Source organism: Oligoflexus sp., from assembly GCF_035712445.1.
In the GTDB taxonomy this organism is placed as follows: Bacteria; Bdellovibrionota_B; Oligoflexia; order Oligoflexales; family Oligoflexaceae; genus Oligoflexus.
This window is the reverse complement of sequence record NZ_DASTAT010000086.1, coordinates 42,990-56,428: the sequence shown is the minus strand read 5'-3', so window position 1 is coordinate 56,428 and position 13,439 is coordinate 42,990. Positions and strand designations below refer to the sequence as shown.

Below are 13,439 nucleotides of genomic sequence, written 5' to 3'. Positions count from 1 at the left end.
TACGATGACAAAGAAGATTGCAATAGCCGGGGCTGGTTTTGCGGGAGCTGTGGTCGCCAGAGAATTGGCTGAAACGGGAAAGTATAAGATCGTGGTGTTTGAATCACGGCCCCACCTCGCGGGGAACTGCCATACCGAACGGGATGCGGAAACCGGCGTTATGGTGCATCAGTACGGGCCGCACATCTTCCACACGAGCCGCGAGGACGTTTGGAAGTATGTGAACCGCTTTGCGAAATTCGGTCCTTACACCAACCGGGTCAAGGCTGTGACAGCGCGTGGCGTGTTTTCGCTGCCGATCAACCTTCTGACCATCAATCAGTTTTTTGGAAAGACCTTCGATCCCCGCGAAGCACGTGAATTCATCGGCTCTTTGGGTGATTCTTCCATTGAAGAGCCGAAGACCTTTGAAGATCAGGCCCTGAAATTTCTGGGGCGCGATCTTTATGAGAATTTCTTCTATGGCTATACGAAAAAACAATGGGGCGTGGAGCCCACGGAATTGCCGGCGTCCATCCTGAGCCGTCTGCCCGTGCGTTTCAACTATGACGACAACTATTATGTGTCGCGCTATCAGGGAATTCCCATCGACGGCTATACGGCCATCGTCGAGAAGATCCTCGATCATGAAAACATCGAAGTGCAGCTTGGCGAAAAATTCGATCCGGCCTTCAAGGATCAGTTTGATCACGTATTCTGGAGCGGACCGATCGATGCCTATTATAATTTTGAACTGGGTCGCCTTCAGTATCGCAGTCTGCAGTTCGAACGGTTCGACGCGGAAGGTGATTATCAGGGCAACCCGGTGATCAATTACTGCGAGGCCCGGATTCCCTACACACGGATTACCGAGCACAAGCATTTCGCGCCCTGGGAAACCCACGAGAAAACCGTGTGCTTCAAGGAATACAGCAAGCTCGCCGAGCCGAGCGACACGCCTTATTATCCGCTGCGCTTGCAGAAGGACAAGGAACTCCTGCGGCAGTATATGGACCGCATCCAGGGCGAGCCCGGCATTACCTTCATAGGCCGCCTCGGTACGTACCGTTACCTCGATATGCACGTTGTCATCGGCGAATCTCTGGATTTGGCGAAGACCTGTCTGGGCACCAGTATTTCCGACTGGCCAAAATTCAGCGCGAGTCCGCTCTGAGTTGACGTTGGGTGCTCGTCCCTTGGGCTGGGACGAGACCATGCTTTCCCAGGCTCTGGCACGATGTCTGCACCCTTGTCGGAAACGACCAGACATTGGAGGAACCTATGGGAATGAAACTGGAAGAAAACCGAGGTTACCCGCTGGACAAGCAGATGCGGTCCTGGAAAGATATCGTCGTTGAGCCCCTGAGCAAACTTGATGACGACGCCATGACCCGTGTGCGGCAGATCCTGATGAATGGCATCGAGATTGAAGCCCTCCGCTTCAGTCACGTTGCCCATCGGATGAACCCTGACTTTCAAAATGAACTCGCCATAATCAGACGGGTGGAGCAGCATCAGGCGACCACTATCAACTGGCTGACGCCACCCGATCAATCCCCGCTGGAAACCACGATCGCCTATGAACAGGTGGCCATCGAAGTCACGGCAGCCGTGGCTCAGCGTGAACCGGATCCCTATCTGGCTCAGGTTTACCGATTTGGTTTGCTTGAAGACTTCGACCATCTCTATCGTTATTCGGCCTTGATGGATCGGCTGGAAGGCAAGGACGCCAACTCCATTCTGCAAAGCTACACGGATATTCTTCCCGGCCGTCCGACCGTCGCCGAGCACCGGCATCCTATTGATGATATCCGCACGCCCTACGAAAAAAGCAGCGCGGATCCATTGACCAAACTGCATGCGATGATCCTGGTCGCGGGGGAATTCCAAACCCACGATTACTACATGAACATCGGTCCTTTATTCTCGGATCCCTTGGCCCGTCAGCTCTATGCGGAAATCGCCTCGATCGAGGAGCAGCACGTGACTCAGTACGAGTCGATGGCCGATCCCGCGGAAAGCTGGATGGAAAAGTGGCTGCTGCATGAAGCCAATGAGGTCTACAATTACTATAGCTGCGTGGAGCAGGAAACCAACTCCCGCGTGAAAGCGATCTGGGAGCAGTTCCTTGACTATGAACTGGGTCATCTGCAGGTGGTCATGGAGCTCTTCAAAAAAATCGAGCGCCGTGATCCCATGGAAATCGTTCCGTCCGTATTGCCCGATCCCCTGCCCTATCAAAGCAATCGCAATTACGTGAAGAATGTCCTGGCGAACGAAGTGCACCTCGCCGCGAATGGAGCCAATTTTGTCGATCGCAGTCAGGAGCATCCTCGTTCGGTTCATTACCGCGCGCAGCTCAATGCGTCGGGTTCACCGTCGGAAGCCGTGGCCAGCGGCTATCGCTGGAATCCCGGAACTGAGCTGACCCGGCCCAAGTATGCCATGAAAGGAGCTGCGCTATGACCCATCAGGAACCCACGCTGGGCAGGAATCGCACGGGCGGCCAGATGTCGCCGCTGATGACCGCTGCGATGATGGAATCGGCCAAGGACTTTGCCTGGGACGAGGTACCCATGTCCCCGGACACGCCCGATAAAATTCGCCTGGACTATGCGAAGGACGCGCACCCGATCGGATCCATTCCGGTGCCCATGACCCTGAAGGGCCTCGCGAAAACCGGCTATGAAAAGATCAAAGGCGAAAAGCCCGAGGTCTTCATCGATAAACTCGGCGAGCGCCTTGCGTTTGAACGCATGGGAGTCAGGCTTTACCGGGCTCTGATCCGCAAGTGTGAAATGGATCCGGCCCGGCATCAGTCGCTGGACCTTTACCGTTTGCAGGAAATCTGCGATGCGGAACTCCAGCACATGCTGCTGATCAAAAAGACCATCGAGGATGTCGGCGGGGATCCCACAGCCACAACGCCCGGTGCTGATGCCATGGCGGTGGCGTCGATGGGCCTTGTCCAGGTCCTCAATGATCCCCGGACAAGCGTAGCCCAGTGCCTGGAAGCCATTTTAATCGCCGAACTGGCTGATAGAGACGGCTGGAACCTGCTGATCGAGCTGACCCAGGAGATGGGCGATCAGAATTTGCTGGCGCAATTCCAAAGAGCCATGGCAGAAGAAGAGACGCACGTCGTAGAAGTGCGTAATCTTCTGAAAGAAACGACCATGGGGAAAACGAGGCTATGAAGACACTGCGTCCTGTTCTCTGGATGGCTTTTGGGTTGGGTTTGATGGCATGTACGGGTTCCAAGAACCCCGACGCGCACAAGCCGCGCGCCGAGACCTGTATGGATCCAGGTGATCCAGCCTATGACATGGCCAATGGGGAGCCCAAATGCCCCAACCCGCCTTTGAAGGATCCGAATGCAGGCAAGCTGGATATGCCAAACCCCGCGAAAGAGTCAGGCAAGCACTAAGCGCCTGACGTGCGGATCAGATCATCCGGCGTATCATCATCACCGAGGGTGGGCCAGGGCGTTCCAAAGATGGGATCGCCGGCCTCATCCCAGTGAAAGGGCTGCATGCGCACGTGACGATTCCAGCCCGCCCCGCTGTGTTTCGCAGCGTGATAGACAATCCAGTCATGCCCTTCATATTCGATGAAGGACGCATGTCCAGGCCCAAAGACGCGATCGGTGCCGGCAAAGACCGGCCCCTTCTTCTTCCAGTTCTTCTTTTCCAGGACGCAGCCGCCTTGAAAGGTCAGAAGACCCAGCTGATAATGATCCGTCCAGCTGCCACTCGCTGAATAGACGATATGCAGTCGATCATCTTTCCGCAGAATCTGCGGGCCCTCATTGATATAAGGCGGGCCGCCCTGTTTTTCCCAGTGGAATTCAGGTGAAGAGATCATGGTCCTGTCATGGCCGACGGGCCTTATCAGAACCTTGTCAATCGTCACCTTGCCAATACCAGTCGCAAAGCGCAGGACATTGCGCCCCTGCTTCAGTTCGATGCGTTCGAAGTGGGTTTGCCAATTGCGATTGCCGGTCGGCGTATAGTGCAGACCCAGATGAGTCTCGTCGTTGATCTCAAGTCTTTGCATGGCGGTCGAGGTGCAGTGGTAAAGGACTTCGAGCGTATACTGCCCCGCTTCTTCAGCCGTCACTTCCAAATTAAGGAGGGTTCCTGTCTGCCGCCGCAGGGCTTTCAGCTGGGGATTCGGAACGGTCTGCTCGACGAGCGACCAGGGATTCTTCATACGGGCAATATAAAGATTCTGCTGGATATTGGTGCTCCCATCCCAGCCGGACCAAACGAAATAGCGCTGGCCATCGTTCATATCCAGAATGGTTCCATCGATCGCCCAGCGATCGGTGGCAGGGGAGATCTGGCCTTTGAAGCGGTAGGGCCCGACCGGACTCTCGCCTTCCAGCACATACATGCGATGGGTGTGATTATCGCCATCGGAAGCCGCGAAGTACACATACCAGCGGCCATCGAGGAAATGCAGCTCGGGCGCCCAGGTCTCGTGCGAATAGGCCTGCCGCTTGGGAGCGCGCCAGATCAAATGTTTCTTCGCCTTGGCCAGGAGCAGGGGGCAGCGGGCGTAGCTTACATAGATCGACGACTTATTATCGGAAAAACAGTAGTAATAGAGATCGTCCTTCTTAATGATCCAAGGATCAGCGCCGGTCTCGATAATAGGATTGCGAAACGTGTCGTTAAAACGGAAATCAGGCAGGAGATTGGTATCCACCACTCTTGTCCCTTCCACGATTTAATAAAGATGACCAAATCGTAGCATGGTTTTTTGAGGGGATCCAGGTACATTTCCCCATAAAATGCGGGAAAATGTGGGGCTTCCCGCAGGGGAAGCCACGGCCTCTTACTGAGCTGTGCTGCTCACGGCCTTGAATACTGTCGTCTCATCCACTTCCGTGGGACGTTTTTCCAAAGTTGAACCGTCCTTGTCTTCAGTCACAGCGCCGAAGACGATGCCACCGTCGACTTCTTTCACAAGATCATAGGTCACGCTGTTGGCTGCAGGGATTTGCGTGCCGCCGCAGTCAAGGCCTGCGACTTCACGCGGGGCGCCAGCTTCCCAATCAGCGAAGCCGCAGAGCTGAGCCGCGCTGAAGCTCGCTGCAATGCGGGCGTCGAGAGCTGTGAGTTGGATCGAAGCCGAGGTGAAATCAGCCGCGCCGTCGGCAGCGAGAGTATAAGGACCCTGGAAGGTGAAGGAATAGGCAGGCTGCGCGCAGGTCAGGTCCCCATAGATAGTCTGAACCTGAGTCGCAGTGTCTTTTTCAAAGTTAATACTGCGACCGACGGAAAGACCTTCGGCTTCAACCGTCCAGCAGTCGGCCTTATAAAGACCTTGGACTCCAGCCATCGCAGCACCACTGACGCAAAGAGCACCCAGGGCGAGAAGTTTCGAGAAAAGCATGATTTCCTCCATGATATTGAATTTGAGAAACGGATTTGCAACGGAGCATAGACAGCCTTCATGTTTGCGGTCAATGCGAAAACGCTCAACCGAAAAGTTTTCCGTCCGTCTGATTTGAGCGACTGCTTGGAAGACTTTGGTGGCATGAGGTTCAGGATTTGCTAAAATTGTGAGCGGGGATTTCGCTTGTCTCGGCTGACTTGGGAAATTACTCTGAGTGTGCAACGTGACCCGTTCCATGCAGGCAGGAAGACATTATGAGCTTTTTTATCAGTGCTCTGGTTTTGATAATGCTCGTTCTCCTCTTCGTCTTTCTTGGCGTTGGCTTGGCTCTGATCCTGGGAGTGATCCTCGTGATCGCAGCCGCGTTCGCGGCGATCAGTTTTATTTTTGGTGGTGGTGGATTCTCCGGGAAGGAAGTGCCGCAGAAATTCAATGAGTGTCTTTTGGAAGAAGAGCCCGAGGAATGTCTCCAGGATTGGACCACCTGGGATAAGGACAAACTGGAGATGATCAAAACCCTGGCCCTTCAGGTGCAAAACGACCTTGGCGTGCGGGGGGCGAGCCGTTCCACTGAGTATGTTTCCGAGACCCAGAACGGTCAGCAGTCGATACGCATGGAACTGATCACGGATTATGAAAAGAAAAAAAATGTGAAGGAGCACTATCTGCTGATCAAAAAAGATGGGGAACTCAGGATCGCGGAACTGAAATGGGATTATCAATAAGGGGGAGGCTGCGAAACGGAAGGTCTTTCTTCCGTTTCGAAGAACGTTTCCTCAGAGTTTGCTGCCGTGAGCCCGATTGTAACGGATCGCGGCCATCTGCAGGTCATAGCCCGTACTGGCGAGCTGCGCGCGGGCCCTGGTCAGATCCCTTTCAGCGCTGAGCACATCTGTGGTGGTGGCCAGACCGTTTTGAAATTTGGCGGTGAAGGCCTCGAAGATTTCCTCGCTCAGCCGCGCCGATACTTCAGCATTGCGAAGGGTTTGCTGAGCCTTGTCATACTCGGCTGCTGTTTGCGCTTCTTCAATACGAAGATTCGAAGCCAGCGCAGCGCGCTGCAGGGTCACCCGCTCCGATTCAGCCGTCAGCTCACGCACGCGGGCCTTGCGGGCGAGCCCGTCCCAGAGCACCCAGTTTAGCGACAAGCCATAGGTGAAGCGATCCCGATAATCCTCTTTCGGATAGGTCGGTGCGCCTGGAATGGGGATCACGATATCCTCGGCGGCAAAATCCCGATCGAAGCGCGCAAAGGCATTGACGGTGGGATAGTAATCAATCTGGGCCGCTGCCCGATAACTCTTGAAGGCCTCGGCACGTTCCGCGGCACTGCGAAGTTCCGACCGCTGATCGCTATGATTCTGAGCGTTGACAGTGGTTTGACTTTCAATATCCTCCAGGACAAGTTCCTGATCAGCAGGCAGATTGATCTGCTCGCGCAGGGCCGCAGCAGCCACCAGAAGCTGCGATTCCGCGTCGCTCAGCTGGGTGATGGCCTCCGATTCAGCAAAAGAAAAGCGGTCAAAATCAAGTTGAGCCAGCTTACCCTGTCGGCGCAGGGCTTCGGCATCGTTTTTCTGCTTTTGAATAACACCGAGGGACTGCCGGGCAATGTCGCGCAGGCGGGTGGCTTTCAGAACTCGTAAAAACGTCTCTGCACTGCGGCTTCTGAGGTCCTGAACGCTCGCCTCATAATCCGCGCGCGCCGCTTCCGTCAGATGCTGCTCGGCTTCCTCTTTATTGTTCAGAGCAAACCAGCCTGTCAGCGGCTGGGTGACCACAACGCCCGCTGTGTTCACGTTGTCGGGATTGCGAATACCATTGGGTAGGGTTTTACCGGCAAGCTTATTCACATCCGTATCTATCCACGCGCGCTGCGCCTCCAGACTCAGACGGGGGCCCTTGCTGTCACCAGCCTGATCGGCACGAGCCTCAGACGCCTGGCGCGCGGCCTCCAGGGATTTCAGGGCGGAACTTTCCTTCTCGGCTCTTTGCATGGCCTCGTCCAGCGACAGGCCCGAGCCTTTTTTCACAAGGCGCACGCGGGGATCGCTGGCGGCCGACGCCTGCAGCGGTAGAATCCATGCGAGGCTTATCCATAAAATTCGGGACAGATATTTAGTGGGCATCATGAACAGGTGCTCCTCCTTGTGAAGGCCGACGCAGAAGAAAGACGAGCATCAGCGTCGCGGTAAAGGCCAGGGTGATGATGACGAAGTTGGTATTGAAGGCTTTGATGAGGCTCTGTTCGGTCACCTTCAGGCGCAGTAGGGCCAGGACTCCGGTTTCCGAATCGAGAAGTTTGGTGCCGATGCCATGCTGCATCATTTCGAGCCTTTGTCTTGTGGCCTCCGAATAGCGGGTCACGGACTCGGAGATGTAGGCATACTCCCGCGTCTGCGCCCGGCTCAGGAGTGTGCTCATCCACGCGGTTCCTATCGAACCGCCCAGCTCGCGGGTCAGGTTGAAAAGACCCGCGGCATTCCCCCGCTGATGCGCGGGCAGATCGGAAAGAGCGATCAGGCTGAGGGGAACGAAGACGAATCCAAGGCCCAGGGAACGGATGAAGATCGGCATCACCATCTGAGTGAAGTCGGATTGATTCGAGAGTTTGGTGTTCATATAAAGACCGCCGATCAGCATGCTGATGCCAAAGGCTAGAAGATAGCGGCCATCGAATTTATGTCCGAAGCGCCCGATCAAAGGCATGATCAGGATCTGGATGCAGCTGCCCTTCAGAAACAGCTCGCCAATGTCCAGCGCCCTATAATGCATGATGGCCCCGCAGTAGAGGGCATAGAGGAAGGTCGCGGAAAAAAGCGCGATCCCGATCATGAAGTTGATGCCGGTGGCCGCCGCATAGGACCGATTGGCAAAGACCCTGAGGTCCACGATCGGATTTTTGACCTCCAGTTCATGCACGGCGAAGGTGATCAGCGAAACAAAGGCGATGGCCGAGAGGATGACGATCGTTGTGCTTTGAAACCAGTCATCGCGGTTGCCTTCCTCCAGAACGAACTGAAGGCTGGCCATGCCGATCGCCAAAAGCGTCAGCCCCCAGCGATCGATCGGAGTGGTTTCCGCCTTGAATCCAGGTTCATCGATATGACGCCAGGCCATCGCAGCTGCAAAAATACCGATGGGAAGGTTGATGAAGAAGATCCAATGCCAGCTGGCGATGTCGATGAGATAACCACCCAGCGTCGGCCCCAGAAGAGGTCCTGTCACGGCGCCCAGACCAAACATGGCGCCGGCCATGCCGTGCTCCTGCCGCGGATAGCGGGCGAAAAGTATGGACTGCGCGGTGGGGATGATGGCGCCGCCGCCCATGCCCTGCAGAATACGGAAGGCCACGAGGGACGGCAGATTCCAGGCAAGGCCGCAGAGCGCCGAGGCCACGATGAAGATGCCGATGGAGACGGTGAAATAGCGTTTGAAACCAAAACGCCTCTGCAGCCAGCCCGTAATGGGAATGACCACGACGTTGGCCATCATATAGCCGGTGGAAACCCAGGCGATCTGATCAATCGGAGTGCCGAACGCGGCGCGAATATCGGAGATCGCCACGTTCACGATGGATATATCCAGAATTGCCATCATAGCCGCGGCCATCGCGGCAATCGTGATGCCGCGTTTGGAGCCGGTGATGAGCGTTTGTTCCATGGAGTAAAACCCTTTTTTCCAAGGCTATCAATTCGTTCTGATGGAGACGACGGCGCTCATGCCGGGGCGCAGGACCAGAGCATTCTCGGGGGAATTCGTAAAGTTTTTGAGGTGCAGGTAAACGGGGATGCGCTGCACCACCTTCACGAAGTTGCCCGAGGCATTGTCGGGTGGAATCAAGGAGAACTTCGCACCCGTGGCGGCGGCGATGGACGCGACCTCGCCTTCGAATTTCTCGCCTTTATAGGTATCGACCTTGATGAAGGTGGGCTGACCCACTTTCATGTGCTTCAGCTGATCTTCCTTGAAGTTGGCCACCACCCAGACATCATTCAGATCCACCAAAGCCATGAGGTTGGTCATCGGCGCGAGGATCTGCCCGACCTCGACGTTCTTACGGGAAATCACGCCCGAAATCGGCGCTGTGATGGTGGTATAGGAAAGGTTGACTTTGGCGAGTTCGAGTGCGGCTTCGGCCTGCTGAACCTTGGCGAGCGCGGCACCTGGAGCACCGCCTTCCCCTTTGCCACCACCGAGCCGCGACATGGCCTGATCATAGGCCGCCTTCGCCTGATCATACTGGGCCTTTCTCGTATCCACTTCCGACTGTGACACCACTCCGCTTTTGCCGAGCGTTCGGATGCGATCGAGTTCGATGTCCGCGAGCTTCAGGCGGGATGTGGCGGCGGCGACATCGGATTCACTGGAACTCAAAGCGGCGCGGGCGGCGCTCAGTTCCGCCTGGGCGGCGGCGACGCGCGACTGAAGTTCCTGCTTATCGAGTTCCACCAGGGGATCGCCAGCCTTCACCACCTGATTGTCGGTGACGAAGACTTTCTGCACCTGCCCGGAAACGCGTGAGGCGATATTCACAATACGGCCTTCCACCTGAGCATCATCCGTGGATTCAAGGCCGTAATCGCGGATGGTGATGTATCCGGCGATGAGGGCAAGGCCGGTGACGAGGGTCAGCGCTACTTTCTGGGCTTTTTTCATGGTTTTTCCTTCCTGACGCGAGAAATATCCTGAGCATGGTCGCTGGATTCGTTCGAATTATTTTCAAAAGCGCTAAGGCCCTTGTTGAATTTCGCGAGCAGGGACATGAGCTGATCGCGCTCCTCCATGCTGAAATCCGACATGGCCTGCTTGATGCGCTGATGATGGCGGGGAAGCACAGCATCCAATTTGCTTTGGCCGGCAGGTGTCAGCCGAATGCGAAGACTCCGGCGATCACCCTGGGGATCGGCGAGTCGCTCGATATAGCCGGCCGCTTCGAGGGTATCCAAGAGCCCGGTGACGGTGGCCCGGGCGCAGCTGATGTTCTGGGCGATCTCGGCTGGTGCCAGACCGCTTTCCCCCGAACGCGCCAGCATCTTCATGATGAGAAAGCGGCCCTTGGAAAGATCCATGCGCTGAAAATAGGCTTCCGATTTGCTTTGCAGGCGATCGGCCAGCCGTACGACGGCCAAATAGGTTTGTATGGAAGAAAGATCGCACTGCTGATAGCGATCGACGAAGAACTTCAGATATTCAAGGTTATGATAGTCGTCATGGAGGGAAAGCAAAGTCAGCCTCCTGGCTGAAAAGGGCAAGTAGTTAGGACCCGAACTATCCGTATCCTAATTATGAGGGAATGTCGATATGTCAATAATGCAAATTTCAAGGAGCCCACAGAGATGGTGAAAAAAGCCCGTCCTCCCGCCTATTTCACAAGGCTACTGCCCCCTTCCGAACAGGCCACGGGCAGCTTTGATCAGGGTGCCATCACCGAGCAGAAGATGATCGGCTTTGCGGGCGAGGGCTCGGCCATTCATCGCATAGGGCCGCTTTATTACTGGGCCTGGGCCCAGGCGGCGCGACCTTCATCCGTCGCGGAGCATCCGCATCGCGGTTTCGAAATCATGAGCTATATCCTGGAAGGCACGATCGAACATCGCGACAGCCTGGGTCATGCCTCGCGCATGGAAAGCGGTGATCTGCAGCTGATGCAGACCGGTTCGGGACTCGATCACGAGGAGCATTTCGTGGAAACGCCCGCGGAGATACTCCAGATCTGGTTTGATCCTCACTTTCGTCAGGAAACGATGGTGCCGCCGCGTTATGCCGTGTATCCGCGGAACCGTTTCCTTCAACGCGATCACGCCACGATACTCCTGGGCGAAGGCAGCCCCATTTCGCTTGTGACCCCGGACGTCAGCATGCACGATCTTAAGCTTTCGCCTGGTGATAAAGCGGACGGAAGCATCGCTGCCGGGATGGGCTGGGCCGCCCTTGTTTTGCACGGGGCCGGAACCCTGCAATGCGGAAGCGAGACCTATTCCGTTAGAAGCAGGGATTTCATCGTGCATCAGGCTGAAACGGAGACGACATGGAAACTGCTGCCGTCTGAGACCCTCCGTTTGATATGGATCCGTGTGCCGCTGGAGCTGCCTTACCCGCTCTTTCCGAAACCGCGCTGAAATTTTGCGGCAAACCCAAATCTTCCGCCCGGTAATATTTGAAAACTGCCTCTTTAAGAGGCGGATTTGAAAGTGGGAAACTGCGGTCTTACGAATCCTTTAAGGCTTCATGGAAATAGCGCCGAAATACCTGGAAGAAGCCAAGAGCCAACCTTGAAGGGTTATTTATGAGCGACCAAAAACAGGCGCGTTTACTCACTATCGCAGCGAATTCCGATGGCGGACCCACCAAGGCGGAACGCGATGCTCTTGAGCTCAAGATTGCAGAGCTGACCGGCGCAGCCGAGTATCTGGCCCAGACCATCGCCATCTCGCAGGGGCACATCGAACGTCTTGAGAAGGAGACGGAAGACTCGATCCGGATGAAGGTCCAGGCCGAGGCCGAGCTGCGTGCCCAGGAAGAAATCAATGCCAGCAGACGGCGCGAAGCGCACGCGCTCGAATCCGATATCAAAAAGCATCAGGCGACCATCAGCCACCAGCAGGAGAGCATCCGCACTCTGGCTGAGACCATGGATATTACAGAAAGGCGTTATAAGCAGGCGATCGAATCGCTGCAGAGCGAAACCGACAGCAAGCTGAAGGCCATCAAGCATGATTACGAGGCGGAGAAGGAAAAGCTCAGCATCGAGCTGGAAAATCACCGCAATAAAATGCAGGCCGAAGCCAAGATCCTGACCGAGGAGATGGAGCAGAATCGTAAAAAGCAGCTGCGCGCCCTTGAAATTGAATTTCAGGATATGAAACGCAAGGCCGAGGAGCAGGTTGCCCGAATCCTTCAGGACGGCCGCAGTAAGAACGAGGCTTTGATCAGGGCCACCGAGGCCACGGCCTTGGAAGTCCATCGCGAATCGGAATCCGCCGCCAAGCGCCTTATTCTGGAAGCCAATCAGAAAGCGGCCGACATCATCCGCGTCGCCCAGCATGAGGCGGAAGAAGTCCGTCGCCGCACGCACAATGCCGAAGTCAGCTTTCTGAAGGAAAAAAATAGCGGCCTTGCGGAAATGAAGCTGATGGTCGCGAATGCCAAAGAGGAAGCCCAAACCATCCTGGCCAATGCCGCGAAGGAAGCCAGCGAGATTCAATTCAAGGTGGAAAAGGAAAATGAGGCTCGCATCAACGCGGCCAACACTAAAATCAGCCAGGCCCGCAAAGCCGCGGAAAAAGAAGCCCAGGACCTGATCGACAGGACCAAGGCTGATCTTTTGCGCCAGGTGAAGGAGCAGGATGTTCTTTTGGCCCGCAAGGCCAAGGAAAGCGACGAGCATCTGGCCGGCGAACGCAAGCGCCTGGAAGATGAAACGCGATCCATCCTGAGCAGCGCCCGCGAACGAGCCCAGGCCTTGATTGAAACCGCCAACAATGAAAGAAATTTCAAAGCCGAGGAAATCAAAGTCCTCGAAAGCTCCATGTTCCAGTCCGCACGCCAGTCCGCAGCGGCCATCACCCATGATGCCGAGAAGATCGCTCTCAAGATCGTGGAAGAAGCCCGGACCCGCACGCGTACGGTTGAGAAAACCGTGGAAGCGATCGTGGTGCAGGCCAATGACGAAGCCGCCAAAGTTCGGGCGCGGGCTGATGCCTACGCGGAAAAAGTCAGACGCGAGGTGCCCGATCCTACGCTGTGGGACTCCGAATTGATGAAGATTCGTCAGCAGGAGCAGGACCGTCTGCAGGCCCTCATCGAACCGACCGTGAAGAATTATCTGTCCGCCATCGACATGGCCGTGAATGGGATCTTTATGGAACTGCCGTCGAAGTATCAGACCAATAAAGTGATCCAGGACTTTGCGGAGGCGATCGCCCAGATCCAGCACCGCAAGAATTCGATTCGCTTCAGTGATCTGATTCCCAAATCGGCTTTCTCACAGCAGGCCGTGGGTGATACGGCGAATCCGATCTCGCATCCGCCGATCAAAAAGACTTCCTGAAGCG

General features: G+C 55.8%; 13 protein-coding genes. 7 read left to right on the top strand and 6 right to left on the bottom strand.

Annotation, left to right across the window (positions count from 1 at the left end):
- The first annotated feature begins 4 nt into the window (after positions 1-4).
- The 4 genes from glf to VFO10_RS19010 all read left to right on the top strand — a co-directional run bounded on the left by glf (position 5) and on the right by VFO10_RS19010 (position 3,406).
- The gene (gene glf / locus VFO10_RS19025) at positions 5-1,153 is read left to right on the top strand and encodes a UDP-galactopyranose mutase (RefSeq protein WP_325143106.1); all 1,149 of its coding nucleotides are present in this window, start codon (positions 5-7) and stop codon (positions 1,151-1,153) included.
- Between the two features lie 107 nt (positions 1,154-1,260).
- Entirely contained in the window at positions 1,261-2,445 is a 1,185-nt protein-coding gene (locus VFO10_RS19020; protein WP_325143105.1) for a hypothetical protein, read from the top strand.
- Positions 2,442-3,176, top strand: coding sequence for a ferritin-like domain-containing protein (locus tag VFO10_RS19015; protein ID WP_325143103.1), 735 nt, complete (start codon positions 2,442-2,444; stop codon positions 3,174-3,176). The genes VFO10_RS19020 and VFO10_RS19015 overlap by 4 nt, the downstream gene beginning before the upstream one ends.
- Positions 3,173-3,406, top strand: coding sequence for a hypothetical protein (locus tag VFO10_RS19010; RefSeq protein WP_325143100.1), 234 nt, complete (start codon positions 3,173-3,175; stop codon positions 3,404-3,406). The genes VFO10_RS19015 and VFO10_RS19010 overlap by 4 nt, the downstream gene beginning before the upstream one ends.
- Here VFO10_RS19010 and VFO10_RS19005 read toward each other — a convergent pair.
- Entirely contained in the window at positions 3,403-4,689 is a 1,287-nt protein-coding gene (locus tag VFO10_RS19005; protein ID WP_325143098.1) for a family 43 glycosylhydrolase, read from the bottom strand. The genes VFO10_RS19010 and VFO10_RS19005 overlap by 4 nt on opposite strands.
- A 129-nt stretch (positions 4,690-4,818) precedes the next feature.
- The gene (locus tag VFO10_RS19000; protein WP_325143096.1) at positions 4,819-5,379 is read right to left on the bottom strand and encodes a hypothetical protein; all 561 of its coding nucleotides are present in this window, start codon (positions 5,377-5,379) and stop codon (positions 4,819-4,821) included.
- A gap of 257 nt (positions 5,380-5,636) precedes the next feature.
- Here VFO10_RS19000 and VFO10_RS18995 point away from each other — a divergent pair, with 257 nt between their 5' ends.
- Positions 5,637-6,107, top strand: coding sequence for a hypothetical protein (locus VFO10_RS18995; RefSeq protein ID WP_325143094.1), 471 nt, complete (start codon positions 5,637-5,639; stop codon positions 6,105-6,107).
- Positions 6,108-6,158: 51 nt separating this feature from the next.
- Here the strand turns inward: VFO10_RS18995 and VFO10_RS18990 are convergent, their stop codons facing one another.
- The 4 genes from VFO10_RS18990 to VFO10_RS18975 are packed head-to-tail and all read right to left on the bottom strand — an operon-like array spanning position 6,159 to position 10,610.
- Positions 6,159-7,514 carry a TolC family protein gene (locus tag VFO10_RS18990; protein WP_325143092.1) on the bottom strand — a complete coding sequence of 452 codons (1,356 nt, stop codon included), beginning with the start codon at positions 7,512-7,514 and terminating at the stop codon, positions 6,159-6,161.
- Positions 7,501-9,045, bottom strand: coding sequence for a DHA2 family efflux MFS transporter permease subunit (locus tag VFO10_RS18985; RefSeq protein WP_325143090.1), 1,545 nt, complete (start codon positions 9,043-9,045; stop codon positions 7,501-7,503). Before VFO10_RS18985 ends, VFO10_RS18990 begins: the two co-directional genes overlap by 14 nt.
- A 27-nt stretch (positions 9,046-9,072) precedes the next feature.
- The gene (locus tag VFO10_RS18980) at positions 9,073-10,041 is read right to left on the bottom strand and encodes an HlyD family secretion protein (RefSeq protein ID WP_325143088.1); all 969 of its coding nucleotides are present in this window, start codon (positions 10,039-10,041) and stop codon (positions 9,073-9,075) included.
- Positions 10,038-10,610, bottom strand: coding sequence for a MarR family transcriptional regulator (locus VFO10_RS18975; protein WP_325143086.1), 573 nt, complete (start codon positions 10,608-10,610; stop codon positions 10,038-10,040). The genes VFO10_RS18980 and VFO10_RS18975 overlap by 4 nt, the downstream gene beginning before the upstream one ends.
- A gap of 111 nt (positions 10,611-10,721) precedes the next feature.
- Here VFO10_RS18975 and VFO10_RS18970 point away from each other — a divergent pair, with 111 nt between their 5' ends.
- Together VFO10_RS18970 and VFO10_RS18965 are read left to right on the top strand one after the other, a co-directional pair.
- The gene (locus VFO10_RS18970; protein WP_325143085.1) at positions 10,722-11,504 is read left to right on the top strand and encodes a pirin family protein; all 783 of its coding nucleotides are present in this window, start codon (positions 10,722-10,724) and stop codon (positions 11,502-11,504) included.
- 167 nt (positions 11,505-11,671) lie between these two features.
- Positions 11,672-13,435, top strand: coding sequence for a hypothetical protein (locus VFO10_RS18965; protein WP_325143082.1), 1,764 nt, complete (start codon positions 11,672-11,674; stop codon positions 13,433-13,435).
- Positions 13,436-13,439 lie beyond the last annotated feature (4 nt).